Origin of the sequence: Methylorubrum populi (assembly GCF_002355515.1) — a bacterium.
In the GTDB taxonomy this organism is placed as follows: Bacteria; Pseudomonadota; Alphaproteobacteria; order Rhizobiales; family Beijerinckiaceae; genus Methylobacterium; species Methylobacterium populi_A.
The window spans coordinates 3784300-3809020 of the sequence record NZ_AP014809.1; the positions used below are offsets into that span (position 1 = coordinate 3784300).

The window sequence follows — 24721 nt, forward strand, 5'->3', positions numbered from 1 at the left end:
TCGAGGATTCGTAATGTCTCAGCCCGCCTCCGATCTCGCTGCGCCTGCAGTGAAGACGACCTGCCCCTATTGCGGCGTCGGCTGCGGCGTGCTCGCGACGCCGGACGGGCAGGGCGGCGTCGCGATCGCGGGCGATCCCGACCACCCGGCGAATTTCGGCCGCCTCTGCTCGAAGGGCTCGGCGCTCGGCGAGACGGTCGATCTCGGCGACCGGCTGCTCGACCCGACCGTGGACGGGCAGGCCGCGAGCTGGGAAAGCGCGCTGGGCGCCGTGGCCGGCGGCCTGAGGCGGATCGCCGAGCAACACGGGCCGGACGCGATCGCCTTCTACCTCTCGGGCCAGATCCTGACGGAGGACTATTACGTCGCCAACAAGCTGGCGAAGGGCTTTCTGGGCACGCCGCACGTCGACACCAACTCGCGGCTTTGCATGTCCTCGGCGGTCGCCGCCCACCGCCGCGCCTTCGGCTCTGACACGGTGCCCGGCTGCTACGAGGATCTCGACGAGGCCGACCTGATTGTGCTGGTCGGCTCCAATGCCGCCTGGTGCCATCCGATCCTGTTCCGCCGCATGGCCGATGCCCGCAAGACCCGCGGCACGCGGATCGTCACCGTCGATCCCCGCCGCACCCAGACCGGCGAGGAGGCCGACCTCCACCTCGGCCTCCAGCCCGGCACCGACACGGCCCTGTTCTCCGGCCTGCTCTCGTATCTGGCCGGTCAAACCAAGCTCGACGGGCGCTTCATCGAGGAGCACACCGCCGGCTTCGAGGGCGCCCTGGAGCGCGCCCGGCAGATCGCGCCGGACATCGCCGCCACCGCCCGCGCCACGGGCCTCGCGGAGGCCGACGTGCAGGCCTTCTTCGAGCTGTTCGCCCGCACGAAGCGGGTCGTCACCGCCTTCAGCCAGGGGGCGAACCAATCGGCCCAGGGCACCGACAAGGGCAACGCCATCATCAACTGCCATCTCGCCACTGGGCGGATCGGCCAGCCCGGCATGGGTCCGCTCTCGCTTACCGGCCAGCCCAACGCCATGGGCGGGCGCGAGGTCGGGGGCTTGGCCAACATGCTCGCCGCCCACATGCACTTCGCCCCCGAGGAGGTGGACCGGGTGCGCCGCTTCTGGAAGGCGCCCAACATCATCACCGGCGAAGGGATGAAGGCGGTCGCGCTGTTCGAGGCGATCGAGCGGGGGAAGATCAAGGCGCTCTGGGTGATCGGCACCAACCCGCTCGTCTCAATGCCGCGGGCCGACCGCATCCGCGAGGCGATCAAGGGCCTCGACCTCTACGTCGTCTCGGAAGCGGTCGCGACCAGCGACAGCGCCCGCGCCACGGGCAAGAAGACCGTGCTGCTGCCGGCGCTCGCCTGGGGCGAGAAGGACGGCACCGTGACCAATTCCGAGCGCCGCATCTCGCGCCAGCGCGCCTTCCTGAAGGCGCCGGGGCAGGCGCGGGCCGATTGGGCGATCCTGTGCGACGTCGCCCGCCGCCTCGGCCACGGCGAGGCCTTCGCCTACGGTTCGGCCGCCGAGATCTTCCGCGAGCACGCCGCGCTCTCGGCTTTCGAGAACGAGGGCACCCGCGACTTCGACCTCGGCGGCCTCGCCGAGATGAGCGAGCGCGCCTACGACGCCCATCTGCCGATGCAGTGGCCGGTGCCGAAGCGCGGACCGGACGCGAAGAAGGGCCGCGCCCGGCTCTTCGCCGACGGGCGCTTCTACACCTTCGACCGGCGCGCCCGCTTCGTCGCGGTGCAGCCGCCGGCCCTGGCGCAGCCCGTGACCGCCGAGCGCCCGCTCGTGCTCAACACCGGCCGCATTCGCGACCACTGGCACACCATGACCCGCACGGGCAAAAGCCAGCGCCTCTCCGCCCACCGCGCCGTGCCCTTCGTCGAGGTCCATCCCGACGACGCGGCCCGCTATCACTTGAGCGACGGGGGCTTCGCCCGCGTCGCGACCGATCTCGGCAGCACGATCCTCGAAGTCATGGTGACCGACGGCGTTCTGCCGGGCTCGATCTTCGCGCCGATGCACTGGAGCGACATGACCGCCTCGGACGGGCGCGCGGCGGCGCTTGCCCGCGGCATCACCGATCCGGTCTCGGGCCAGCCCGAATTGAAGGCGACACCGGCTTCCATCGAGGCGGTGGCCTACCGCTCCCGCGGCTATCTGCTGACGCGGGACGCCCAGGCGGCTCCTGCCGGCTGGTGGTGGGCGCGGGCAACCGTGCAGGGCGGTTCGGGGCTGCTCTTCGCGACCCAGGAGGGCTCGCGGGAGATGGCGCTGTCCGTGCGCGGCCTGTTCCCCGGCCACGAACTGGCCGAGTACGTCGATCACGCCCGCGGGCTGTACCGCTGCGCCGTCTATCGCGGGGATCGCCTCATCGCCGCGCTCAGCGTCGCGCCGGGCGACCGGCGGCCGGACTGGGAGATCGCCAAGGGGGTCTTCGCCAGCCCCGACATCGAGGCCATCGACCGGCGTGCCCTGCTCTCGGGCCGGGCGGCGACGGCCTCGGCCGGTCCGGTGGTCTGTGCCTGCCACGGCGTCGGGCTCGATGTCATCAACGCGGCGATCTCCGCCGGGGCCGGCTCGGTCGAGGCGGTGGGCGCGGCCTGCAAGGCGGGAACGAATTGCGGCTCGTGCATCCCCGAGATCCGCAAGCTTCTGTCGCCGGCGCTTGCGCGCAGCGCCGCGTAGGGGCACTTTTCTCTTTCTCCGTCCCACTCTCGCCCTCATCCTGAGGTGCTGCAAGGCAGCCTCGAAGGAGGGTTCCAGAGAGCGGAGCGGCATCTGAAGCCCTCCCTCGAGGCTTCCGCTACGCTCCGGCACCTCAGGATGAGGAGAGGCGGGGTGGAACCACGCGTCGAGTCGCACGAAAAAACACCATGAGCACGCCCCGCCAACCCCGCGAAACCCGCGCCGGCCTCGAGCCGCTGGCGGTGCTGCCCGTGTTCGTGCCGCTCCAGGACAAGCGGGCCGTGCTCGCCGGCTCCAATGGCGGCGCGCCCTGGAAGGTGAAGCTGCTCGCCGCCGCCGGCGCCCGGGTCGATGTCTATGCGCAGGATCCGAGCGAGGAGTTGCGCGGCGTGCCCGCCGAGATCGCCGCCGGATCGGTCACGCTGCACGCGCGAGGCTGGACCCCGGAGGATCTCCAGGGTGCCGCCTTCGCCATCGGCGCCATGGAGGACGAGGCGGATTGCGTCGCCTTCGTCGCGGCGGCGCGCGCGGCGGGCGCCATCGTCAACGCCGTCGACCGACCGCACCTGTGCGACGTGAAGTTCGGCGCCATCGTCAACCGCTCGCCGCTCGTCGTCGGCATCTCGACCGAGGGCGCCGCCCCGGTCTTCGGCCAGACCGTGCGGGCGCGCATCGAGGCGATGCTGCCCCGCGGCTTCAAGCACTGGGTCGCCGCCGCCCGCGACTGGCGCGAGGCGGTCTCGGCCCGCTTCCACGGCTTCTCCGAGCGGCGCGGCTTCTGGGAGCGCTTCACCGACCGCGCCTTCGCCGAGCCCGACCGCACGCCAACGGAGGCCGACCTCGCCGACCTGATGGGTCAGGCCGAGGCGCTGCCCATGGGCGGCGCCGTCACCCTGGTCGGCGCCGGGCCGGGCGACGCGGAGCTGCTGACGCTGAAGGCGCTTCGGGCCCTGCGCAATGCCGACGTCATCCTCTACGACGACCTCGTCGCCCCTGAGATCCTCGACTACGCCCGCCGCGAAGCCCGCACCATGCTGGTGGGCAAGACCGGCCACGGCCCCTCCTGCCGCCAGGACGACATCAACGCGCTGATGGTCTCGCTGGCGAAGTCCGGCAAGCAGGTGGTGCGCCTCAAATCCGGCGACCCGCTGGTCTTCGGCCGGGCGGGCGAGGAGATCGAGGCCTGCGAGGCGGCGGGCATTCCCTGCACCATCGTCCCCGGCGTCAGCGCGGCGCAGGGTGCGGCAGCGGCGCTCGGGGTCTCCCTGACCCACCGCGACGCGGCCCGGCGCCTGCAATTCGTCACCGGCCACGACCGCCGCGGGGCGCTGCCCGAGGATCTGAACTGGGGCGCGCTCGCCGACCGGAGCGTCACGACCGTTGTCTACATGCCCAAGCGCACGCTGCGCGCGCTGCTGGATCGGGCGGTCGCGGAAGGCCTCGCGCCCGAGACGCCGGCCCTCGTCGTGTTCAACGCGACGCGCGCGAAGCAGGCCACGATCGCCGGCACCGCCGCCGACCTCGCCGGGCGGATCGAGGCCTCGGCCCTCGAAGGGCCCGCGCTGCTGATGATCGGCGAGGCTCTGCGCCGGCACAATGCCCGCGGCGCCGACGTGGCCGAGGCGGTCCGGGCAGAGGCCTCCTGAGCCTCCGACCGCCTTCCGGGACCGCGCAACGGAACCCGGAACCTCTCCGCCAGGCGTGGTCCGGCGCATGGTCGCGTTCGTACGGGGCGTCCGGGCTCGCCGATCGGTGCTTGCGAAGAGCGATCGCCCGGTCCCGGAAGCCGCGCCGCATCCGGGACGGCTATCCCGTTAACCAGGCTCCGCATCCCGCCCGCAAGGCCAAGCGCTTGCGGCGTCTCGCGGGGTTGCACCGCGCCCACCCTCTGTGATGTGAGAGGCTGCGCCCCGATACTTCAGGCTGTCGCCCCCTGGGCCGCTTCGACCGTTACGCCTTCGAGAGCCCCATGCGTCGTCCGTCCCGCAGCGTCCTCCTGCCGCTCGCCGCCTTCGTCGCGGGTCTCGTGGCGATCTCCATCGCGCTCGTGATGACGCTGGTGCCGCAGCATCCGCAGAGCGGTCCGAGCGGTGTCGGCGGGCCCTTCACCCTGGTGAACCAGAACGGGACGACGCTCAGCGAGCGCGACTTCGCGGGCAAGCCCTACCTGATGTTCTTCGGCTTCACGCACTGCCCCGACGTCTGCCCGACCACGCTGCAGCAGATCAGCGACGTGCTGGCAGCGCTCGGGCCCAAGGCCGACACGCTGAGGGTCGCCTTCGTCAGCGTCGATCCCGAGCGCGACACGCCCGACTCGCTCAAGACCTACCTGTCGAGCTTCGATCCGCGCATCACCGGCCTCACCGGCAGCCCGGAACAGGTCGCGGCGGCGATCAAGACCTTCCGCGCCTATGCCAAGAAGGTGCCGAGCCAAGGCGGCGACTACACGATGGAGCACACCGCGCTCGTCTACCTGATGGACGCGCGCAACGGCTTCGTCGGCGCGGTCAACCTCAACCGGCCGGCGACGGAGACGGCAGCGGAGCTGGCGAAGCGGATCTGACCGCGGCTTGACCCGATGGACGCCGCCCGAGCGCCCCGGTGCGGGAGGTGCGGGCCAGCCCGTGTTCGGTCTTGTTCCAGCGGTGCGGATGCCGGGCGAGTTCGAACACAGCGAGCCAAGCCGCGAGGCTACCGAGCAGGAAATAGAGCGGCAGGAGCGCAACCAGCGGGACGAGGTCGAACCAGCCGCGGCGCAGACAGCCGACAAGGCCGGGCAGGCACATCGCTGCGAGTCCGCCGAGGAACACCGTCACGGAGGCCGCGCGCTTGAAGACGGCCAGCGGGTCCTCGGTCTCGGTATCGGGCACCGGGAGGAGGTCGGCGATGCCGCCGAGCAGCATGAACGGGTAGAACAGCGCCGAGACGACGGTCCCGGGCAGAAGCGCTAGCACGCACAGGCTCTCCGCCGCGCCGAGGTGTCGGTACAGGTCGAGCGGACGCCGCCCGTGGGTGAAGCTCGTCTGCAGAAAGCCCTTCATCCAGCGGGTGCGCTGCCGCAGCCACTTGCGCGGATCGGCCAGCGCCTCCTCGAAGGTCGCGCTCGGCAGGTCGCCGACATGGTAGCCCGCCCGTGCCATGCGCAGGCCGAGATCGGCATCCTCGGTGACGTTCCATGCATCCCAACCGTGCAGCGCCCGCAGGACGCGCGTGCGGAAATGGGTCGATGTGCCGCCGAGCGGCGTCGGCATCCGCCACGCGGACAGAGCAGGACCGAGCACGTCGAACAGCGCCGCATACTCGATGGCGAACAGGCGCGGCAGCCAGCCGTCGCCGTGATTGTCGATGACGAGGCGGCCCTGGAGGCAGGCGGTCGAGGCCGGCGCGCGGGCAAACAGGGTCGCCGCGAGGCGCAGCTGTTCGGAGGCGATCACGTCCTCCGCATCGTAGACCACGAGGTGCTCGCCGCGGGCGAGCGGCAGAGCCGCGTTCAGCGCCCGCGGCTTGGTGCGCGGCATCCCCGCCGGCACGATCAGGATCTCGAAACGGGCGGGAAGCGGAACAGCCTGGAGGGCCGCCGCGGTCTCGCGGTCGTCGGCTTCCAGGAGAAACTTGATGTCGAGCTTGGCGGCCGGGTAGTCGAGCCGGCGCAGGGTCCCGAGCAACCGCGGCACCACCGCGGCCTCCCGGTAGAGCGCGACGAGGATCGTGTAGGTCGGAAGTGCATCGTCGGTCAGGAGCACGGGCGGCGGCGCGGACGCTCGGCGGCTCACCATGTCGGCGGCGCCCATCGCCGCCGCCGCGAGCCGGAAGGTCAGAAGGGCGAGCATCAGACCCTGGACGAGGAGCAGCAGCAGGAAGCCCGACAGCGTCGGCAGTCGCGCCACCAGGACGACGAGGGCGAGGATCGTTCCGATCAGCGCGAGATCCAGCGCCTGCGGACCCGGCCGGCAGGACCATTCGGGATGCAGGCGTCGCAGGGTCTCGGAGGCGTCGTCGGCGATGGCCGCTCCGTGGCGGGCGAACAGGGCCTGCCTCAGGGCGTTGGGTGTCGTGATGGCCGGTGGCTGCGCCATCCGGTCCGACGCGGCGATCAGGCGGGCGACCGCAGCCCCGCGCGGTGCAGCCACGACGCCTCCGGTCCCCTCGCCGCACGCGAGCGGCGCCGCACCGGCCGCGAAGCAGCGCGACCGGGAGACGTCCTCCGCCAGCGCCAGGGATCCCTGAAGAAAAGGCGCTCCGAGCCGGCGGGCGAGCGCGCGATAGAACACCTCCTCGGAGACGAATCCCTCGTTGAGGAGGGTGGTCGCCGCGTCGGCTCCGCAGCGGCGGGCGATGACGGCGGCCCGGCTCAGGGTGTCGAGGGGCACGCCTTCCGCGGCGAGGAAGCCGATTTCCGGGGGGAGCGCAGCGGCCCGGCTGCTCCAACGGCGGGCGAGGTCGGACAGGGGAACGGCTCCCTGCAAGCCCGCGCCGTGCTAGGGAGAGGCATGGGCCAGAACCTCTCCGTCGGCGTGTATTGCTCCGCTCGCGCAACCATGGCGTCAATCCGCCATCACCGGTTGTGGTGCGCTGCCGGCCTGCTCGTTTACCTTTTGTTAATCGGTGTTGCACAGGCACAACAAGCATCGGTCTCGAATCCTGCTCCTTCGGTCACCATCCCGAACTTCTGGAACCCGCGTGCGCGCGGCGAGCGCGTCGAGGCACCGCAAACCGGTCGGGCGGTGCGCTTCATGACCGACGACGAGTTCCCGCCGCTGCATTTCGCGGGGCCGGACGGCACGCCGACGGGCTTTGCCGTGGAGCTCGCCCGCGCAGTCTGCGAGCGGCTGACGATCACCTGCACGGTGCAGGCGCGCCGCTTCGACACCCTGCTCGACGCGCTCGCCGACAAGCAGGGCGATGTGGTGGCCGCCGCCATTCCCGTGAATGCGGGCCTGCGCGCGCGCTTCCTGGCGACGCGGCCCTATTTCCGCTGGCCCGCCCGCTTCATCACCCCCACGGACCGCAACGCGCCCGCCCCCTCAGCGGCCGCGCTCGCCGGGCGGAGCGTCGGCGTCGTGGAGGGCAGTGCCCACGAGGCCTATCTCAAAGCCTTCTTTCCCAAGGCCACCCGCAAGACGTTCACCGACCTGTCGGCGGCCGAGAGCGCCCTCAAGCGCGGCGAGGTCGAATACCTGTTCGCCGACGGACTGAGCCTCGCGCTCTGGCTCAACGGCCAGGAGGCGGAGGGGTGCTGCGCCTATTCCGGCGGCGACTACCTGGAAAACCGCTATTTCGGTGAGGGCATCGGCTTCGTCACCCGCACCGAGGACGCGGCGCTGGCCCGCGCCCTCGACGACGCGTTGCAGCGGGTCTGGGACGACGGGAAATACGCCGAGCTTTATCTACGGTTTTTTCCGGTCAGTCCGTTCTGAGGCGAACCTTATCAGGGCTAATGTCGCGAAGCGGTTCCAATGCCCTAGATCTGAGAACCGAAACCGGGCTCGAACGCAGGATCGAAAGGAGCGCCTGAATGCCGAAGCCGTACAGCACAACCCCCGTGAAGGGGCGGCGGCAGGTCAGGAGCGCACACCGGTCCCATCAGGGAAGCGAGTTGACCTCGGAGAGACGGCAGCAACTCGCGCTCAACCGCTTCACCTATAGCGGCGGCTACGACGGCTACGAGGGGCGAATGATTCTGGCGCGCATCGAGGCGGAAGCGTCGGATCACAAGAAATAGCGGTCTCGCCTCGACACGCGCTGGCCTCCCGCCGCGCAGGTCAAACCCGGCAGACCCGCCCCCCGGACTTTTCGCCCGCTCTCCCGAGCGGACCGAGATGGGTATTGCCGAAGCCGCTGGCGTATTTCAGCCCATACCCCAGGGCGCGGTCGAGGCCGATATGGGCCAGCCAGATGAGAGCCAGACCGGCGACCGCGTGACTTCCGATCGCCATAGAGGCGGCCAGCAACAGGAACGGTGCCACGCTCGTATGGGCTGCGTTGTAGCTCGCCGCACCGATCCGAGGGCCAGCGAGGTAAGCGATCATGCTGATATCGGGCAGTAGGATAAGGGCTGCCAACAGCCACCAGGATTGCCCCAGCCACGAATAGCCGGCGAGGGCGCAGACCAGTAAGGCCGCCCCCTCGATCCTCAGGAGCAAGCGCGGCGCTCCGCGCACGTCACCACCCGACATCGCACGATCCTCGCTCGACGGAACCGACCCCGCGGGATCATCGGACGGCACGGGACGCCTGCCGATCGTGCCCGACCTCAACCGCTATCCCTCAGCGCCGTCCGGCCACCCGCCGCATCCCGCCACCTCCGCGGGACAGGCCGGCATCCTCCTCGAACAGCTCGGCGAGCTTTTCCGTCATCGCGCCGCCGAGTTCCTCGGCGTCGATGATCGTCACGGCGCGGCGGTAATAGCGCGTCACGTCGTGGCCGATGCCGATAGCGAGCAGCTCGACCGGCGAGCGGGTCTCGATCTCCTCGATCATGTAGCGCAGGTGGCGCTCCAGATAGTTGCCGGGATTGACCGAGAGCGTCGAGTCGTCGACCGGCGCGCCGTCGGAGATCACCATCAGGATGCGCCGCTGTTCGGGCCGCGCCAGCAGGCGCTTGTGGGCCCAATCGAGCGCCTCGCCGTCGATGTTCTCCTTCAGGAGCCCCTCGCGCATCATCAGCCCGAGATTTTTACGCGCCCGCCGCCAGGGCGCGTCGGCGCTCTTGTAGATGATGTGGCGCAGGTCGTTCAGGCGGCCCGGATTGGGCGGCTTGCCGCTGGCGAGCCACGCCTCGCGGGACTGGCCGCCCTTCCAGGCACGGGTGGTGAAGCCGAGGATCTCGACCTTCACGCCGCAACGCTCCAGCGTGCGCGCGAGGATGTCGGCGCAGGTCGCCGCGACCGTGATCGGGCGTCCGCGCATCGACCCGGAATTGTCGAGCAGCAGCGTCACCACCGTGTCGCGGAAATTGGTGTCCTTCTCCTGCTTGAAGGAGAGCGGCTGAAACGGATCGGTGACGACGCGCACCAGCCGAGCCGGATCGAGCTGGCCCTCCTCGAGGTCGAAGTCCCAGGCACGGCTCTGCTGCGCCAGCAGCCGGCGCTGCAGGCGGTTGGCAAGGCGGCCGACGACGCCCTGGAGATGGGCGAGCTGCTTGTCGAGATAGCTGCGCAGGCGCGTCAGCTCCTCGGCGTCGCACAGCTCCTCGGCCTCGACGATCTCGTCGAAGCGCGGGTTGTAGACCTTATAGTCGGGCCCCGTGCGCTCGTTGCCGCGCTGGCTCGGCGGGCGCCAGGATTCGGAGGCCTCCTCCGATTCCGCGTCCTCGGCCTCCTCCGGCAATTCGCCGGAGGGCGCGTCGGCGGATTCGGTGGCCCCCTCGTCGAGTTCATCGGTGGCCTCGTCGGTCACCTCGATCTCGGCGCGGTCGCCCTGCGACTGCTCCTCGGCCTCGCCCTCGCTCGGCTGCTGCTCGTCGTCCTGGGCCTGGTTCTCGTCCTCGTCGCTCTCGTCGTCCTGATCGAGGGGCGACTCGTCGGCCATGTCGAGGGAGGAGAGCAGGTCGCGCACCGAGCGGGCGAAGCTGCGCTGGTTCTCGATCGAGCCGAGCAGGCCGTCGAGGTTCTTGCCGGCGCGCGCCTCGATGTGCTCGCGCCACAGATCGACGATCCGGGCGGCGGCGGGCGGCGGCTTCTGACCGGTCAGGCGCTCGCGCACCATCAGCGCGACGGCATCCTCCATCGGCGCGTCGGCGCGGTCGGTGATGTTCTCGTACTTGCCGCCGCGGTGGTAGCGGTCCTCAAGCATCGCGGTGATGTTGGCGGCGACGCCCTCCAGCCGGCGCGAGCCGATCGCCTCGACGCGGGCCTGCTCGACCGCATCGTAGACCGCACGGGCCGCGGAATTGTCGGGGGCGAGCCGACGGTGGACGCTGGTGTCGTGACAGCCGAGGCGCAGCGCCATCGAGTCGGAGTGCCCGCGCAGGATCGCCGCGTCCTCGGCGGTGAGCCGCCGCGTCGGCTCCGGCAGCCGCGCCTTGTCGCCGATCAGCGCCGGCCGGTCGCTGGCATAGGTGACCTCGATATCCGGCCGCTTGGCGATGGCGCGCAGGCAGCCGGCCACCGAGCGCTTCAGAGGCTCGGCACCGGGTTCCTTGCGATCACCGGTCTTGGGGCGGTTGGTCAGAGCCATCTCTTCGCCATGTCTTCGCGGCCATGTCTTCGCGGACGCGACCGGATCGAGTTCAAGGGCTCGGCCGGCGCATCGCCTCGATCCCGGAGGTGCGGGCGCCGTCCCCGCCGCGAGCGCAGCGCGGGGACGGACGTCCGATCAGCTCAGCGCGACGTTGAGCGCGCTCTCGGGCAGCTCCTTGCCGAAGGCGCGCTGGTAGAACTCGGCCACCAGGGGCCGCTCCAGCTCGTCGCACTTGTTGAGGAAGGTCACCCGGAAGGCGAAGCCGATATCGCGGAAGATGTCGGAGTTCTCGGCCCAGGTGATGACGGTGCGCGGGCTCATCACGGTCGAGAGGTCGCCGTTCATGAAGGCATTGCGGGTGAGGTCGGCCACCCGCACCATCCGGTTGACCGTGTCGCGCCCGCTCTCGCTCTGGTAGTGCGGCGCCTTCGAGAGCACGATGTCGACCTCGCGGTCGTGCGGCAGGTAGTTCAGCGTGGTCACGATCGACCAGCGGTCCATCTGGCCCTGGTTGATCTGCTGGGTGCCGTGATAGAGGCCGGAGGTGTCGCCGAGTCCGACCGTGTTGGCGGTTGCGAACAGGCGGAAGGCCGGATGCGGTCGGATGACGCGCTTCTGATCGAGCAGCGTCAGGCGGCCGGAGACCTCCAGAACGCGCTGGATCACGAACATCACGTCGGGGCGGCCGGCATCGTACTCGTCGAAGACGAGGGCGACGTTGTTCTGCAGCGCCCAGGGCAGGATGCCGTCCTGGAAGGCGGTAATCTGCTTGCCGTCCTGCAGGACGATGGCGTCCTTGCCGACGAGATCGATGCGCGAGACGTGGCTGTCGAGGTTGATCCGGATGCAGGGCCAGTTCAGCCGCGCCGCTACCTGCTCGATATGCGTCGACTTGCCGGTGCCGTGATAGCCGGTGACCATGACGCGGCGGTTGCGGGCGAAGCCGGCCAGGATCGAGAGCGTCGTCTCGCGGTCGAAGATGTAGTCCGGGTCGAGATCCGGCACGTGCTCGTCGGTCTCGGAGAAGGCCGGCACCTTGAGATCAAGGTCGATGCCGAAGACCTCGCGGACGGAAATCTGGCGGTCGGGCAGGGAAGCGGGCGTATCGTCAGACAGCATACGGAACCTCATCGGGGCGGCCGGAAGCGTGCCTGAGCCCGCGCGACCGCGCATCTTCGTCGTCAACTCACCTGCCGGGCAGCCCGACCGGAAGCGGGCGGATGCCTTCCTTAATCGCCGCCCCTCGGCATCGCCAAGGGGGCTCAGCCAGAAAGAGGGATCGGACCGATGGACGGTTCATCCGGGATTCCCGCTTCGCGTGGAAGCGGTATTCCAACAATATAGGGCACGCACGGACATTTGCTGCCCCGGGCACCGCCTGACAGGCCGGCACTCGGTGCATTTCGGGCGCATCGCGGGTCTGCATCCCCTGTGCCAACATCACCGGCAGCGGCGGTCCGGCCAGCCGGGATGCCCGTTGCCCGGGATGTTGGCCGGGATTTTCCTCGCGGAGATCCCCCGTCGCGAGCGGCCGGAGCGGTCGCGCCGCGCTCAGCCCCTGCTCAGCACATCCCGGCGGCGCGCAGCACGTCGTGGGCGCGGATGATGTCGCGCAGGCGGTCCTCGAACGAGCGATCGCCTCCGTTGGCATCCGGGTGGAAGCGCTTCACCAGCGTCTTGTACTGCGCCTTGATCGCCGCCGTATCGGCGTTCTCGTCGAGCCCCATCACGTCGAGCGCCTTGCGCACCGCCGCCGAGTGGCGCGGCCGCTGCGGCTCGGGCGCCGCCTGCCGCCGGTTCGCACCGCCGCCGAGGCCGTTGGCCCGCAGGATGCCGAGCGGGTCGGCATAGGCCCAGTCGCGCTCGGCCTCGGGCTTCGTACCCTTGGCGCCGCCCTTGTCGCCCTTGCCCTCGCCGCCGGCCGCCGGGTTCACGCCCATCGACCAGGTCGGCCGGTGGCCGATCATCGCGTCCTTCTGGTAGGCCTCGACCGCGGCGTCGTTCATGCCGTCGAAGTAGTTGTAGGACGCGTTGTAGGCGCGCACGTGATCGATGCAGAAGCGCCAGTATTGCCCCTCCTGCTTGCGGCCCTTGGGGGCGCGGTAGAGGCCGGGATGGGTGCAGCCCACGGCCTCGCAGGCGGCCTCGGTCGTGGCCGCGCCGGCGCTGGCATCCGTCCGCGCACCGGCCCGCGTTCCCGCCTTCGCTCCCTGCTTGGGATCGTCACAGGTCGGCTTGATGCGGATGCGGTCGAACAGCGGCGAGTTGAGATCCATGACGGGCCGATTATGAGGGGCGGACGCGCCGACACAAGGCCGTCGGGCCTGATGCCGCATGCATCGATCCGGGGTTGACGCTTTTATGTCCGGATCGGGCCGGTCCGGCAGGTCCGCGACACGTCCGAAGCGCCGCTTCGCGCGGCGGGGAAACAGCGAGGAAACGATGACCGGGACCCTGAAGGACTCGATCGCCGGGCGGCTCGAGGCCGAGCTGGCGCCGACCGCGCTGGAGGTGATCGACGAGTCGCACCTGCACGCCGGCCATGCCGGTGCCCGGCCGGAGGGTGAGACCCATTTCCGGCTCGATGTCGTCTCGTCGGCATTCGAGGGGAAGAGCCGGGTCGAGCGCCACAGGCTCGTCAACGGACTCCTCGACGATGCTTTTAAGCGCGGGCTGCACGCCCTGGCGGTGCGGGCCCGCACGCCGGGCGAGGCGGGTTGAGGCGGAACGCCGGACGGAAAGGTCGACCGCCGTGGCGCTCCGCTGCACGCCGCAGATCGAGATCGACGAGGCCGAGATCGAGGAGAGCTTCGTGCGCGCCTCGGGCCCGGGCGGACAGAACGTCAACAAGCTCTCGACCGCCGTGCAGCTGCGCTTCGACGTGCGCCGCTCGCGCAGCCTGCCGGATGCGGTGGCGGTGCGGCTGATGCGGCTCGCCGGCCGACGCCTGACGGGGGAGGGTGTGCTCGTCATCACCGCCCAGCGCTTTCGCACGCAGGAGCGCAACCGGGCGGATGCCCGCGAGCGGCTCGCGGCGATGGTCGCGGAAGCGGCGGTGCCGCCGACGCCGCGCCGCGCCACCCGGCCGACCCTGGCCTCGAAGAAGCGGCGCCTCGACGAAAAGAGCCGCCGCAGCAGCGTCAAGCGGCTGCGCGGCGGCCCGGGTGACGACGGATGAGAGATCAGCCGGCGGCCGGAACGGTCGCCGTCGGCTTCGCCTCGGGATGGGCGTCGGGCTGCGGGGCGGCGACGCCCGAGACGTAGGGCGTGTCCTTGAGCCAGACCGTCAGCACCAGCGCGACCACCGCCAGCAGCGCGGCAAAGCCGGCCGGGAACAGGAAGGCCCGTTCGCCGTACCATCCGTGGAGGAATCCGCCGACCACGGCGCCGACGCTCAGCGCACCCCAGAGCGGCGCCTGCAGCCAGAAGGACGGGGCGGGCTTGTGAAGGATCAGGTTGGCGACGCCCGCACCGAAGCGCACCACCGTTCCCGTGACGTAGGTGATGGCGAGGCTGCGGCCCGCCTCGTCCTGAAGCGTTGCGTTCTGGATGCCGAGCGCCAGCACGATCGGGTAGGCATGGAGCGGGAAGGCCGTCGTGCCGAAGGGCACCAGCAGGCCGACGGCGAACAGAACCGCCTGGATGATGAGCAGGACCGACAGGCGGAAGCGCCCGGCCCAGGCGGCGATCAGCGTGCCGAGGAAGGCGCCGAAGCAGAACAGGGCGATCACGCTGGCGAAGCGGGTGGTTCCGTCCCAATCGAAGCCGGACACGGCCACGCCGAAGCGCGTGGTGTTGCCGCTCATGAACGACATGAAGAGCTGGGAGAATTCGAGGAAGCCGATCGAGTCGGCTGCGCCCGCCGTGCCGGCCAGCATCAGTGCGAACGGTACCCGTGTCACCGGACTTGCTGGAAAAGCCTTATTCGAGTCGTCAGCCATTGGTTCCCCTGGTTTTGCTCCGCAGCACAACGGTATTACGGCTTTTCGGTTGCATCCATTTCATGAGTTCCGATCAAGTGTTTGTGCAGGATTAAGATCCGCCCCGGAACGTCTATCCTCTTCTGGCGCCGGATCGCGGCCGCACGCATCTCGGCGATGCCGAATCCGGCTCGCTCTACCTCGGCTCGCAGGTAGGCGTCGGCATGGGCGTAGCGGCCGTCGGCGCCGAGAACGACACCCGTCTCCCCCTCCCGCGGCGATTGGACGGTGAACACGGCAAACCCGCCGGGCCGCAGCGCGCGGGCCATTCCCCCGAGGGCGGATGCGAGCTGCCCCAGATAGATAAAGACGTCCGCCGCCACGATCAGGTCGGCCGAGGCGTCGGGTTCGCCGGCGAGGAAGGTGACGAGATCGGCCTCGACGAGGCGCTCGTAGAGCCCGGTTCGGCCGGCCAGAGCCAGCATCGCGGGAGAAAGGTCGCAGCCCGCCAGACGTCCGACACGGCCCGCGAGCGCCCGCCCCATCAGCCCGGTTCCGCAGCCGAGATCGAGCACGCTCGGAAAGTGTTGCGGCGCACAAGACAGGTCCGCCCCCGTCAGCGCGTCGAGCGCCGCGACGAGCAGCGAAGGCCCGCAATAGCCGAGCTCGTCGACGAGATGCTGCTCGAAGCGCGGAGCGTAGCCGTCGAACAGCGCGCGGATATAGGCCGGCGACATCGCCGCGAGCGCGTCGCCGCCGCCCAGTGCCGCAAGGTGCAGGCGGCTGCCCAATGCATCCGCCGGGTCGAGGCCGAGGGCCCGCTCGAAAGCCGCGAGGGCTGCCCGCTGGTCGGCCTCGTCGCGGCTCCGCTCGAAGAGGATCTCGCGGGCGCGGCCGAGCAGGAACCAGGCCGGCGCGTAGCCGGGCGCGAGATCGAGCGCCTGGCCCGCCATCTCCGCGGCCGCCCCGGGATCGCCGTCGGCGAGGCAGGCCTCGGCATAGGCGTAGCGGCGGTCGGCGAGGAGGTCACCGGAGGAGCGCTGGCGTGACATCGCGGCAGGAGGCGGGTTGTCGGTGTTGCGGGCTGATCCGCCCTATATCCCGACCGATGTCGCAGCGCGCCTCCGATCTCCTCACCCTGACCCGCGAGGGCCTCTACTGCCCGCTCGGGCGCTTCCACGTCGATCCGACGCGGCCCGTCGAGCGGGCGCTGATCACCCACGGCCATGCCGACCACGCCCGCGCCGGACACGACACCGTGCTGGCCACGCCGGAGACGCTGCGGATCATGGCCGTGCGCTACGGCGAGGAGTTCTGCCGCTCCCGCCAGGAGGCGCAACTCGGTGAACGGATGCGCGTCGGCGACGTCAGCGTGTTCTTCGCCCCCGCCGGCCACGTGCTGGGCTCGGCGCAGATCGCGATCGAGCGGGAGGGCCAGCGGATCGTCGTCTCGGGCGACTACAAGCGCGCCCCCGACCCGACCTGCCTGCCGTTCGAGGTCGTGCCCTGCGACGTGTTCATCACCGAGGCCACCTTCGGCCTGCCGGTCTTCCGCCATCCCGATACGCGGGGCGAGGTGCGCAAGCTGATCGAATCGGTCACGCTGTTTCCCGAGCGCGCCCACATCGTCGGCGCCTACGCGCTCGGCAAGGCGCAGCGGGTGATGGCGCTGCTGCGGGAGGAGGGCTGGGACCGGCCGATCCACCTGCACGGAGCGATGGAGAAGCTGACCGAGCTGTACAAACTCGAGGGCGTGCCGCTCGGCGAGACGCCGAAGGTCGTGGCCGCGGACCGAAAGGACCTGCACGGCGCCATCGTGCTCTGCCCGCCCTCGTCGATCCAGGATCTCTGGTCGCGCAAATTCCCCGATCCGGTCACCGCCTTCGCCTCGGGCTGGATGCGGGTGCGCGCCCGCGCCCGCCAGAAGGGCGTCGAGCTGCCGCTCGTCATCTCCGACCATTCCGACTGGCCGGACCTGTGCCGCACGATCCGCGACACCGGCGCCGAGGAGGTCTGGGTGACGCACGGCCAGGAGGATGCGCTGGTCCACTGGTGCGGGACGCAGGGGATCCGCGCCAAGCCGCTGCACCTCTTAGGGTATGGCGACGACGGCGAGGCCGAGCCCGATCCCGGGCACGATCCGAAGATGGAGGAGGCCTCGGCGTGAACGACTTCGCCCACCTCCTCGACCGCCTCGCCTACGAGCCGCGCCGCAACGCCAAGCTGCGCCTGCTCCAGGATTTCTTCGCCGGCACGCCCGACCCGGAGCGCGGCTGGGCGCTCGCCGCCATGACCGGCGGGCTGACGTTTCGCGAGGCCAAGCCGGCCCTGATCCGCGCCCTGGTGGAGGAGCGGGTCGATCCGGTGCTGTTTTCGCTCTCCCACAACTACGTCGGCGATCTCGCCGAGACGACGGCGCTGATCTGGCCGGGGCCGGAGGAAATGCTGGGCAACTCCCCCTCTCCCCGCGTGCGGGGAGAGGGTCGCGACGACGCGGTCGCCGAAGCCCTCTCACCGCACACGGAGAGAGGGGATGACCCTGGCATCGGCCACAACAACCCGCCCCCGTCCGTCCCGACCCTCGCCGAGGTCGTCGAGACGCTGGCCACCACGCCGAAGCGTGCCCTGCCGCAGCATCTCGCCCGATGGCTCGATGCCCTCGACGAGACCGGGCGCTGGGCGCTCCTGAAGCTCGTCACCGGCAACCTGCGCGTCGGCGTCTCGGCCCGGCTCGCCAAGACCGCAATCGGCGCGCTCGGCGGCCACGAGGCGGATGCGGTGGAGGAGGTCTGGCACGGGCTGAAACCGCCCTACACCGAGCTGTTCGCCTGGGTGGAGGGGCGGGGCGAGCGGCCCGAGAGCCGCAACCCGGCCCCGTTCCGGCCGCCGATGCTGTCGCACCCGGTCGAAGAATTCGAGGATCTCGACAAGCTCGATCCCGAGGCCTTCTCCGCCGAGTGGAAGTGGGACGGCATCCGCGTCCAGCTCGCCGGCGGGCGCGACAATCAGGGACGCCAAGTCCAAAAAATCTACTCGCGCACCGGCGAGGATATTTCCGACGCCTTCCCCGACCTCGCCGAGGCGATCACCTTCGAGGGCGCCATCGACGGCGAGCTGCTGATCCTGCGCGAGGGCCGGGTGCAGAGCTTCAACGTGCTGCAGCAGCGCCTCAACCGGAAGGCGGTGACGGGCAAACTCTTGGACGAGTTCCCCGCCCATGTCCGCGCCTACGACGTGCTGTCGGCCGAGGGCGAGGATCTGCGGGGTCTCCCCTTCGCCGAGCGCCGGCCCCGGCTGGAGGCCCTGGTGCGGCGGCTCGACCATGCCCGCATCGACCTCTCGCCCCTGGTGCCGTTCGCGACCTGGGACGACGTGGCCGCGGCGCGCGCCGACCCGGCCTCCGCCGGGGCGGGGGCCGATGCGGACGCCATCGAGGGCGTGATGCTCAAGCGGCTCAACAGCGCCTATCTGCCCGGCCGCCCCAAGGGCCCGTGGTGGAAGTGGAAGCGCGAGCCCTACGTAGTCGATGCGGTGATGATGTACGCCCAGCGCGGCCACGGGAAGCGCTCGTCCTTCTACTCGGACTACACCTTCGGCTGCTGGCGCGAGGGGGCGGAGGGCGAGGAGCTGGTGCCGGTGGGCAAGGCCTATCACGGCTTCACCGATGCCGAGCTGCAAAAGCTCGACCGCTACGTCCGCAACCACACGACGAAGCGCTTCGGCCCGGTGCGCGAGGTCGCCTACGGCCGCGACGCCGGCCTCGTGCTGGAGATCGCGTTCGAGGGCGTGCAGCGCTCGACCCGGCACAAATCGGGCGTGGCGATGCGCTTCCCCCGCGTCAGCCGCATCCGCTGGGACAAGCCTCCGGCGGAGGCCGACCGGGTCGAGGTGCTGGAACGGATTCTGGCCCGCGGCGAGCGCGAGGTCGCGCCGGCGGCGGCGATGGAGGCATCGGAATGAGGCAGGCGGGCAGAAGCACCGGGAAGATCGGGCCGCTCGAAGGGTTTTCGGCCGGTGACGTGACCCAGCAGGCGAGCGCGCGGGTGACGGTGGCCACCCCCGGCCCCGGCTTCACCGACATCACCGAGGCGGTGGCGGCCTTCGTCGCCGAGAGCGGCATCCGCACCGGCCTCGTCAGCGTGTTCTGCCGGCACACCTCGGCTTCGCTGACGATCCAGGAGAATGCCGACCCGGACGTGCGCGTCGATCTGATGACCGCGCTCGACGGCTTCGCGCCCCGCCACGGACAGTACGTCCACGGCATGGAGGGGCCGGACGACATGCCCGCGCATATCCGTACGATGCTGACCGCCTCGGGCCTCGCCGTGCCGGTGCAGGGTGGCCGCCTCGCACTCGGCACGTGGCAGGGGATCTACCTGATCGAGCACCGCGACCGGGGGCATCGGCGGGAGATCGTGCTGCACGCCGTCGGCGCCTGACCCGCTTCAGCGCCGGATCAGGATCACGCCGCCGACCAGCAGCGCGACGCCGACGAGCCGCGGGCCGTCGAGCGGGCGCTGGGCGAGGCCCATCCAGCCGAAATGGTCGAAGGCGACCGAGGCCAGCATCTGCCCGGCCACGAGCAGGGCGATGAAGGCCGCCGCGCCGAGTTGCGGCACGAGGACGATGGCGAGCCCGATGAAGAGCGCGCCGAAGACGCCGCCGCTCCAGGCCCACCACGGCAGCCGCGCCGCCACGCTCGCGGAGGGCAGGGGATCGCGCAGCGCCAGGACGAGCAGTGCCATGCAGGCGAGGCCCACGGCGTAGCTCGCGAAGCCGGCCCAGGCCGCCGAGCCGAGATCCGTGCGCAGGCGCGTGTTCAGCACCTGCTGGACGACGATGCTGACACCCGCCGCGACAGCGAGAAGAGAGGGAAGCAGGAGGCGGAGCATCGGCCCTCGGTATCATCGATCGGTGGTCGAACCGCCGGTGGGCTGCGGCCGCGGCATTGACACCATCGAAGGGCCATGCCGTCAAATGCCTCTCACAGTGGCTTCCATGCAGATGAGGCATGATGAACCCGGCTCATCTCGACCTGTTCCGGGCGGTGCTTCGCTACGGCGGCATGACGCGAGCGGCGGGGGCGCTGGGCATCGGCCAGCCGCATGTCAGCCGCGCCATCGCCGGGCTCGAAGCCGAGCTCGGATTCGCGCTGTTCGTGCGCGGCCACGGCGCTGCCCTGCCGACGCGGGAGGGCGAGGCCTTTGCCCGCGAGGTCGAGCGCAGCGATGCCGGACTCGAGCGCCTGCGCGAGGCGGGACGCCGGATCCGCGACCTCGGCACCGGCCCGCTGCGCGTGGCCTGCCAGCCCTCGCTCGCCACCGGCCTGCTGCCCCGCGCCATCCGCGCGTTGAGCGAAGACAGTCCCGGCATCCATGTCGCGGTGCATGTGCCGAGCCCGGAGACGATCTGGTCCTGGACGGCGTCGGGGCAGTGCGACATCGGTCTCGTACGGCCACAACCAAGCCATGAGGGGGTCGTCAGCGAGCCCTTCCTGGCGATGGATGCCGTCTGCGCGCTGCCCCGCTTGCATGTGCTGACGGCCCAGACGACGATCACCCCTGCCGATCTCGCCGATGCGCCGCTGATCGCGGGCGCGCCGGGCCTTTTTCAGCACCGGGTCGAGGCGGCCTTCGCGGAAGCGGGCGTCACGCCGCGCATCGCCTTCACGGCGCAGTACACCGCCGCGCGTTGCGGTCTCGTGGCCGAAGGTCTCGGGATCGCCATCGTCGATCCGCTGCCGGCGCGGAACCTCGCCGGCCTGCCGATCGTGCTGCGGCCCTTCCGGCCGCGCCTGCCCATCGAGACCGTGATGATCCACCCGGCGGGCCGTCCGCCGGGGCGGATCGCCGAGCGGCTGATGGATCACCTCAGGGCGCAGCGGGACGTCCTGAGGGATGAGCCGTAGGTCTGCTCAGCGGTCGCGCAGCAGCAGGTAGAGCGCGTGGATCGAGCCCGGCAGGTAGAACAGCAGGCAGAGCAGGATGTTGAACAGGAACTGGATCCCGATCCCGTTCGTCATCAGCACCGAGATCGGCGGCAGGAAGAACGCGATCAGGATCTTGATGAGGGTCGACAAGGGGAACTCCGGTTCGCTCACTGCGGTCGGGCGGTGAACGAAAGCGGAGCGGTTGGGTTCCGTGCCGGGCGGCCTTCCCGGAGGGCGGCCGCCCATCGGTCGGTCAGGCTGCCTGCTTCAGCGCGTCGTAGAAGCGCCCGCCGGATTCGGCCATCGCCAGGAGGTTGTCCGGCGGGCTGAAGCGGGGGCCGTGCTTGGCTTCGAGCGCGCGGGCCAGCGCCACGAAGGCACCGGCCCCCATGAAGTCGATGTAGGATAGCGCACCCCCGGTGAACGGGGCGAATCCGAAGCCGAGGATCGAGCCGACATCCGCCTCGCGGGGATCGGTGACGACGCCCTCCTGTACCGTGCGGGCGGCTTCCAGCGCCTGCGCCACGAGGAAGCGGTGCTTCAGTTCCTCCACGTCGATGCTGTCGGGATCGAGCCGGTTCGGCTGGATCTCGGCGAGCCCCGGCCAGAGCTTCTTCTGGCCGCCCTCGGGATAGTCGTAGAAGCCGCGCTTGTTCTTGCGCCCGAGGCGGCCGTGGGTCTCGACCATCGCGACGAGGAGCTGCTTCTGGTCGGGATCGACGGCGCCCTCGCCGAGTTGCGCCTCGGTCGCCCGCATGATCTTGAGGCCGAGATCGAGCGCCACCTCGTCGTTGAGCGAGAGCGGGCCGACCGGCATGCCGGCCATCCGCGCCACGTTCTCGATCATCGCCGGGGGTACGCCCTCGGCGAGCATCTTGTGGCCCTCCCGGATGTAGGCGAGCACGCAGCGGTTGGCGAAGAAGCCGCGGGCATCGTTGACGACGATGCCGGTCTTCTTGATCGCCCGCACGTAGTCGAGGGCCGTGGCGACGGCGCGGTCGCCGGTCTGGTTGCCGCGGATGATCTCCACGAGAAGCATCTTCTCCACCGGCGAGAAGAAGTGGATGCCGACGAACTGCTCGGGCCGCTTCGAGGTCTGGGCCAGCCCCGAGATCGGCAGGGTCGAGGTGTTGGAGGCGAAGATCGCGTGCTCCGGCAGCGCCGCCTCGACCCGACCGATCACCTCGGCCTTGACCTTCGGATCCTCGAACACCGCCTCGATCACGAGGTCGCAATCCGAGAGCGCAGCATAGTCGGGCGTCGCGGTGATGCGGGCGAGCAGGGCGTCGCGGTCGGCGGTCTTGGCCTTGCCGCGGTTGATCTGCCCGGTGATGAGCTTGTGGCAATGCGCCTTGCCGGCGTCGGCCGCCTCCTGGTCGCGGTCGATCAGCACGACCTCCATCCCGGCCTGCGCCGTGACGTAGGCGATGCCCGCTCCCATGAAGCCGGCGCCGATCACGCCGACCTTCGCCACCTTCGTCGGCTCGACGTCTTTCGGCCGGCGGGCGCCCTTGTTGATCTCGCCCATGGAGATGAACAGCGTGCGGATCATCGCCTGCGCTTCCCGCGTGCGCAGGATGTGGGCGAAGTAGCGGCTCTCGACCTTCAGGCCGAGATCCATCGGCAGTTGCAGGCCCTCGTAGACCGAGGCCAGGATCGCCTTGGCGGCGGGATAGTTGTCGTGGGTCTCGCGGCGGTAGATCGCGTTGGCCGGCGGCCAGATCATCATGCCGGCGGGCGAGTAGACCTTTCCGGACGGCGCCTTGAACTTCGGCACGTCCCAGGGGGCGACCGCCGAGCCGCCCTCGCGGATCCAGGCCTTGGCCCGCTCGACGATCTCGGCCGCCGGCGCCACCGCGTGGGCCAGGCCCATGTTCTTGGCCATCAGCGGGCGGATCTGCTCGCCCTTGAACAGCATCTGCAGCGCGTCGCCGGTCTGCATCAGCCGCGCCACCCGCTGGGTGCCGCCGCCTCCGGGGAACAGGCCGACCTTGATCTCGGGCAGGCCGACGCGGGTCTTGTCGTCGTCGGCGAGCACGCGGTGGTGGCAGGCCAGCGCCAGCTCGAACGCGCCGCCGAGGCAGAGGCCGTGCACCGCGGCGGCGAAGGGCTTGCCGCAGGTCTCAAGCTTGCGGAACACGAGGCTCAGGCGCCGCGACTCCTCGAAGAAGTGGCGCATGGCCACCTCCTCGCCCTCGGCGGCCTTGAGCCGCTCGTACTCGACCCCGAGGCCCTGGAGCATGGTGAGGTCGGCGCCACCGGAGAAGTTGCTCTTGCCGGAGACGATCACGCAGCCCTTGACGCCCTCGTCGGCGACGACCGCGTCGACGATCCGCTCGAGCTCCGCCATCACCTCCATGGTGATGACGTTCATCGAGCGGCCCGGCATGTCCCAGGTCGCGAGCGCAATGCCGTCGGCATCGATCTCGAAGCGGAAATTCTCGGTGGCGGTCATCGCGGAACCTCGAAGGAAAAGAGCCTGGCCGTATCGGAATCTTAAGGGGAAGCGCTCGTCATGGCGGATGCAACGGGCGCGCGAACCGGCCCGTCCCTCCAAAACCGCCTCCGGACAGATCATGAAGACGGACGCCCGAGCGCGACACGCCTGCCGAGCCTGCCGCGACGGGGCGGAGCTCGATTTCGCCTTCACGATGGCCTTCCAGCCCATCGTCGACGTCGCCACCGCGCGCGTCTGGGGCTACGAGGCGCTGGTGCGGGGCCCTGAGGGTGAGTCCGCCGGCTCGATCCTGTCGCGGGTCACCGAGGAGACCCTCTACCGCTTCGATCAGGCAGCGCGGGTCAAGGCGATCGAACTCGCCGGCCGGCTGTTCCCGCGGGAGGGCGACACCAAGCTGTCGATCAACTTCATGCCCAACGCGGTCTACGAGCCGGCGGCCTGCATCCGCGCGTCGCTGGAGGCTGCCCGCCGCGTCGGCTTCGACAACGGGCGCCTCAACTTCGAATTCACCGAGAACGAGCGCTTCGACGACACCGCCCATGTCCGGCGCATCGTGGAGGAATACCGGCGACAGGGCTTTCTCACGGCGCTCGATGATTTCGGCGCGGGCTATGCCGGCCTCGGCCTGCTGGCCAATTTCCGCCCGGACCTCATCAAGATCGACATGGACCTCGTGCGCGGGATCGAGGCGGATGCCGGGCGCCGCACCATCGTGGGCGGCATCAACCAGATCGCGCGGACGCTCGGCGTCGCGGTGATCGCCGAGGGCATCGAGACCGCGGCTGAGGCCGAGGCGCTGCACGGACTCGGCATCGACCTGATGCAGGGCTACCACTTCGCCCGTCCGGCCCTGGAAGCCCTGCCGCCGGTCGCGGGATTCGCGGCCGACGGCGCACCGGTGAAGCGCGTCGCGTGACGCTCTCCCCCCGAAGCTGCCCATCGCACCGCTCATCCTTCCCCTCCGCTCGTTGAGTGGCGCTTACTTGGCGGGCGTCGGCATGCCGCCGGGCAGACCGCCCGGGGCGCCGCCCGTCTGGTCGTTGGCAGCGGCGAGGGTCAGCATGTTCAGGAGACGCGTCACCACCGCCTGCGAGAGCAGATTCACCTCAGACTTCGGGTCGGCATTCACGGCCTGGAACTTCTGATAGGTCTTGTCGTCGTAGATCTTGTCGAGTTCCTTCAGCTCGTCGAGGCTGAATTTCTCGGAGTACTGCTTCGACAGGCCTTCGAGCAGCTCCTTGCGCTGCTTGTCGAACTCGGCCCGAGCCTCCTTGCGCACCTTCTCGGCCTTGTCGTCGGGCATCGTCGAGACGGTCTTCTCGAGCGCGCCGCCGAAGCCGGTATCGAGGTTCTTGAGCACCGTCTTCTCGGTGAGCTTGGTGGCGACGGCGAGCTTGTCCGCGTTGTCGTCGGCCCGCGCCGCGAGCGGCAGGGCCAGCACGGCAGCGAGGCACAGGGCGGCTTTCGTCATCTTCATCGTGGCGTCTCTCCCATTGGTGTTCTGGGACCGCACCCGGTCAAAAGGGCACGGC

At 70.2% G+C, this 24721-nt stretch carries 23 protein-coding genes; 12 read left to right on the plus strand and 11 right to left on the minus strand.

The window, feature by feature from the left end; all coding sequences use genetic code 11:
• Positions 1-13 precede the first annotated feature (13 nt).
• The 3 genes from MPPM_RS17505 to MPPM_RS17515 all read left to right on the plus strand — a co-directional run bounded on the left by MPPM_RS17505 (position 14) and on the right by MPPM_RS17515 (position 5264).
• Complete coding sequence (locus MPPM_RS17505; RefSeq protein ID WP_096486153.1) at positions 14-2701, plus strand: nitrate reductase; 2688 nt, start codon at positions 14-16, stop codon at positions 2699-2701.
• Between the two features lie 188 nt (positions 2702-2889).
• Positions 2890-4347: a siroheme synthase CysG gene (cysG, locus tag MPPM_RS17510; protein ID WP_096486154.1), complete on the plus strand. Its 1458-nt coding sequence runs from the start codon at positions 2890-2892 to the stop codon at positions 4345-4347.
• A 323-nt stretch (positions 4348-4670) separates the two neighbouring features.
• Positions 4671-5264: an SCO family protein gene (locus MPPM_RS17515; protein WP_096486155.1), complete on the plus strand. Its 594-nt coding sequence runs from the start codon at positions 4671-4673 to the stop codon at positions 5262-5264.
• On the opposite strand, the gene MPPM_RS17520 is transcribed toward MPPM_RS17515, so the two are convergent.
• On the minus strand, positions 5215-7071 hold the full coding sequence (locus MPPM_RS17520) for a glycosyltransferase family 2 protein (RefSeq protein ID WP_096487898.1): 1857 nt from the start codon (positions 7069-7071) through the stop codon (positions 5215-5217). The genes MPPM_RS17515 and MPPM_RS17520 overlap by 50 nt on opposite strands.
• A gap of 120 nt (positions 7072-7191) precedes the next feature.
• Here MPPM_RS17520 and MPPM_RS17525 point away from each other — a divergent pair, with 120 nt between their 5' ends.
• Positions 7192-8118, plus strand: coding sequence for a transporter substrate-binding domain-containing protein (locus tag MPPM_RS17525; protein WP_096486156.1), 927 nt, complete (start codon positions 7192-7194; stop codon positions 8116-8118).
• 179 nt (positions 8119-8297) lie between these two features.
• A complete protein-coding gene (locus MPPM_RS29220) occupies positions 8298-8423 on the plus strand; it encodes a hypothetical protein (protein WP_280176332.1) in 126 nt (41 codons plus the stop codon).
• Positions 8424-8463: 40 nt separating this feature from the next.
• On the opposite strand, the gene MPPM_RS17535 is transcribed toward MPPM_RS29220, so the two are convergent.
• The 4 genes from MPPM_RS17535 to MPPM_RS17550 all read right to left on the minus strand — a co-directional run bounded on the left by MPPM_RS17535 (position 8464) and on the right by MPPM_RS17550 (position 13158).
• Positions 8464-8877, minus strand: a complete 414-nt coding sequence (locus tag MPPM_RS17535) for a DUF4260 domain-containing protein (RefSeq protein WP_096486158.1) — start codon at positions 8875-8877, stop codon at positions 8464-8466.
• A 91-nt stretch (positions 8878-8968) separates the two neighbouring features.
• Positions 8969-10879, minus strand: a complete 1911-nt coding sequence (gene cobT / locus MPPM_RS17540; protein WP_096486159.1) for a cobaltochelatase subunit CobT — start codon at positions 10877-10879, stop codon at positions 8969-8971.
• A gap of 138 nt (positions 10880-11017) precedes the next feature.
• Positions 11018-12001, minus strand: coding sequence for a cobaltochelatase subunit CobS (gene cobS / locus MPPM_RS17545; RefSeq protein ID WP_096486160.1), 984 nt, complete (start codon positions 11999-12001; stop codon positions 11018-11020).
• A 443-nt stretch (positions 12002-12444) separates the two neighbouring features.
• On the minus strand, positions 12445-13158 hold the full coding sequence (locus tag MPPM_RS17550) for a J domain-containing protein (protein ID WP_096486161.1): 714 nt from the start codon (positions 13156-13158) through the stop codon (positions 12445-12447).
• 166 nt (positions 13159-13324) lie between these two features.
• On the opposite strand from MPPM_RS17550, the gene MPPM_RS17555 reads away from it, so the two are divergent.
• Entirely contained in the window at positions 13325-13603 is a 279-nt protein-coding gene (locus tag MPPM_RS17555) for a BolA family protein (RefSeq protein ID WP_096486162.1), read from the plus strand.
• Positions 13604-13634: 31 nt separating this feature from the next.
• On the plus strand, positions 13635-14060 hold the full coding sequence (gene arfB / locus MPPM_RS17560) for an alternative ribosome rescue aminoacyl-tRNA hydrolase ArfB (protein ID WP_017486475.1): 426 nt from the start codon (positions 13635-13637) through the stop codon (positions 14058-14060).
• A gap of 4 nt (positions 14061-14064) precedes the next feature.
• Here the strand turns inward: arfB and MPPM_RS17565 are convergent, their stop codons facing one another.
• Positions 14065-14823, minus strand: coding sequence for a YoaK family protein (locus tag MPPM_RS17565; protein WP_096486163.1), 759 nt, complete (start codon positions 14821-14823; stop codon positions 14065-14067).
• A 35-nt stretch (positions 14824-14858) separates the two neighbouring features.
• Positions 14859-15854: a class I SAM-dependent DNA methyltransferase gene (locus tag MPPM_RS17570; protein ID WP_096486164.1), complete on the minus strand. Its 996-nt coding sequence runs from the start codon at positions 15852-15854 to the stop codon at positions 14859-14861.
• A 56-nt stretch (positions 15855-15910) separates the two neighbouring features.
• Here MPPM_RS17570 and MPPM_RS17575 point away from each other — a divergent pair, with 56 nt between their 5' ends.
• Genes MPPM_RS17575 through MPPM_RS17585 form a run of 3 tightly spaced genes read left to right on the plus strand, consistent with a single transcriptional unit; the run spans position 15911 to position 19241 of the window.
• Entirely contained in the window at positions 15911-16969 is a 1059-nt protein-coding gene (locus MPPM_RS17575) for a ligase-associated DNA damage response exonuclease (RefSeq protein ID WP_096486165.1), read from the plus strand.
• Positions 16966-18762, plus strand: coding sequence for a cisplatin damage response ATP-dependent DNA ligase (locus MPPM_RS17580; protein ID WP_096486166.1), 1797 nt, complete (start codon positions 16966-16968; stop codon positions 18760-18762). Before MPPM_RS17575 ends, MPPM_RS17580 begins: the two co-directional genes overlap by 4 nt.
• On the plus strand, positions 18759-19241 hold the full coding sequence (locus MPPM_RS17585; RefSeq protein ID WP_096486167.1) for a secondary thiamine-phosphate synthase enzyme YjbQ: 483 nt from the start codon (positions 18759-18761) through the stop codon (positions 19239-19241). Before MPPM_RS17580 ends, MPPM_RS17585 begins: the two co-directional genes overlap by 4 nt.
• A gap of 6 nt (positions 19242-19247) precedes the next feature.
• Here the strand turns inward: MPPM_RS17585 and MPPM_RS17590 are convergent, their stop codons facing one another.
• On the minus strand, positions 19248-19694 hold the full coding sequence (locus MPPM_RS17590; protein WP_096486168.1) for a DMT family transporter: 447 nt from the start codon (positions 19692-19694) through the stop codon (positions 19248-19250).
• Positions 19695-19813: 119 nt separating this feature from the next.
• On the opposite strand from MPPM_RS17590, the gene MPPM_RS17595 reads away from it, so the two are divergent.
• A complete protein-coding gene (locus MPPM_RS17595) occupies positions 19814-20710 on the plus strand; it encodes a LysR family transcriptional regulator (RefSeq protein WP_096486169.1) in 897 nt (298 codons plus the stop codon).
• Between the two features lie 6 nt (positions 20711-20716).
• On the opposite strand, the gene MPPM_RS17600 is transcribed toward MPPM_RS17595, so the two are convergent.
• Together MPPM_RS17600 and MPPM_RS17605 are read right to left on the minus strand one after the other, a co-directional pair.
• On the minus strand, positions 20717-20881 hold the full coding sequence (locus tag MPPM_RS17600; protein WP_012455304.1) for a YqaE/Pmp3 family membrane protein: 165 nt from the start codon (positions 20879-20881) through the stop codon (positions 20717-20719).
• 103 nt (positions 20882-20984) lie between these two features.
• Positions 20985-23186, minus strand: a complete 2202-nt coding sequence (locus MPPM_RS17605) for an FAD-dependent oxidoreductase (RefSeq protein WP_096486170.1) — start codon at positions 23184-23186, stop codon at positions 20985-20987.
• 121 nt (positions 23187-23307) lie between these two features.
• Between MPPM_RS17605 and MPPM_RS17610 the strand changes: the two genes are divergently transcribed.
• Positions 23308-24105: an EAL domain-containing protein gene (locus MPPM_RS17610; protein WP_096487899.1), complete on the plus strand. Its 798-nt coding sequence runs from the start codon at positions 23308-23310 to the stop codon at positions 24103-24105.
• Between the two features lie 63 nt (positions 24106-24168).
• Here MPPM_RS17610 and MPPM_RS17615 read toward each other — a convergent pair whose 3' ends face one another.
• Positions 24169-24666 (minus strand): hypothetical protein, encoded by a 498-nt coding sequence (locus MPPM_RS17615; protein WP_096486171.1) that lies wholly within the window; start codon positions 24664-24666, stop codon positions 24169-24171.
• Positions 24667-24721: the final 55 nt, after the last annotated feature.

Coding starts and splice junctions, on each gene's coding strand:
- MPPM_RS17505 (WP_096486153.1), top strand. CDS start 14: ATGTCTCAGCCCGCCTCCGATCTCGCTGCGCCTGCAGTGAAGACGACC.
- cysG (WP_096486154.1), top strand. CDS start 2,890: ATGAGCACGCCCCGCCAACCCCGCGAAACCCGCGCCGGCCTCGAGCCG.
- MPPM_RS17515 (WP_096486155.1), top strand. CDS start 4,671: ATGCGTCGTCCGTCCCGCAGCGTCCTCCTGCCGCTCGCCGCCTTCGTC.
- MPPM_RS17525 (WP_096486156.1), top strand. CDS start 7,192: ATGGGCCAGAACCTCTCCGTCGGCGTGTATTGCTCCGCTCGCGCAACC.
- MPPM_RS17535 (WP_096486158.1), bottom strand. CDS start 8,877: ATGTCGGGTGGTGACGTGCGCGGAGCGCCGCGCTTGCTCCTGAGGATC.
- cobT (WP_096486159.1), bottom strand. CDS start 10,879: ATGGCTCTGACCAACCGCCCCAAGACCGGTGATCGCAAGGAACCCGGT.
- cobS (WP_096486160.1), bottom strand. CDS start 12,001: ATGCTGTCTGACGATACGCCCGCTTCCCTGCCCGACCGCCAGATTTCC.
- MPPM_RS17550 (WP_096486161.1), bottom strand. CDS start 13,158: ATGGATCTCAACTCGCCGCTGTTCGACCGCATCCGCATCAAGCCGACC.
- MPPM_RS17555 (WP_096486162.1), top strand. CDS start 13,325: ATGACCGGGACCCTGAAGGACTCGATCGCCGGGCGGCTCGAGGCCGAG.
- MPPM_RS17565 (WP_096486163.1), bottom strand. CDS start 14,823: ATGGCTGACGACTCGAATAAGGCTTTTCCAGCAAGTCCGGTGACACGG.
- MPPM_RS17570 (WP_096486164.1), bottom strand. CDS start 15,854: ATGTCACGCCAGCGCTCCTCCGGTGACCTCCTCGCCGACCGCCGCTAC.
- MPPM_RS17575 (WP_096486165.1), top strand. CDS start 15,911: ATGTCGCAGCGCGCCTCCGATCTCCTCACCCTGACCCGCGAGGGCCTC.
- MPPM_RS17585 (WP_096486167.1), top strand. CDS start 18,759: ATGAGGCAGGCGGGCAGAAGCACCGGGAAGATCGGGCCGCTCGAAGGG.
- MPPM_RS17590 (WP_096486168.1), bottom strand. CDS start 19,694: ATGCTCCGCCTCCTGCTTCCCTCTCTTCTCGCTGTCGCGGCGGGTGTC.
- MPPM_RS17595 (WP_096486169.1), top strand. CDS start 19,814: ATGATGAACCCGGCTCATCTCGACCTGTTCCGGGCGGTGCTTCGCTAC.
- MPPM_RS17605 (WP_096486170.1), bottom strand. CDS start 23,186: ATGACCGCCACCGAGAATTTCCGCTTCGAGATCGATGCCGACGGCATT.
- MPPM_RS17610 (WP_096487899.1), top strand. CDS start 23,308: ATGAAGACGGACGCCCGAGCGCGACACGCCTGCCGAGCCTGCCGCGAC.
- MPPM_RS17615 (WP_096486171.1), bottom strand. CDS start 24,666: ATGAAGATGACGAAAGCCGCCCTGTGCCTCGCTGCCGTGCTGGCCCTG.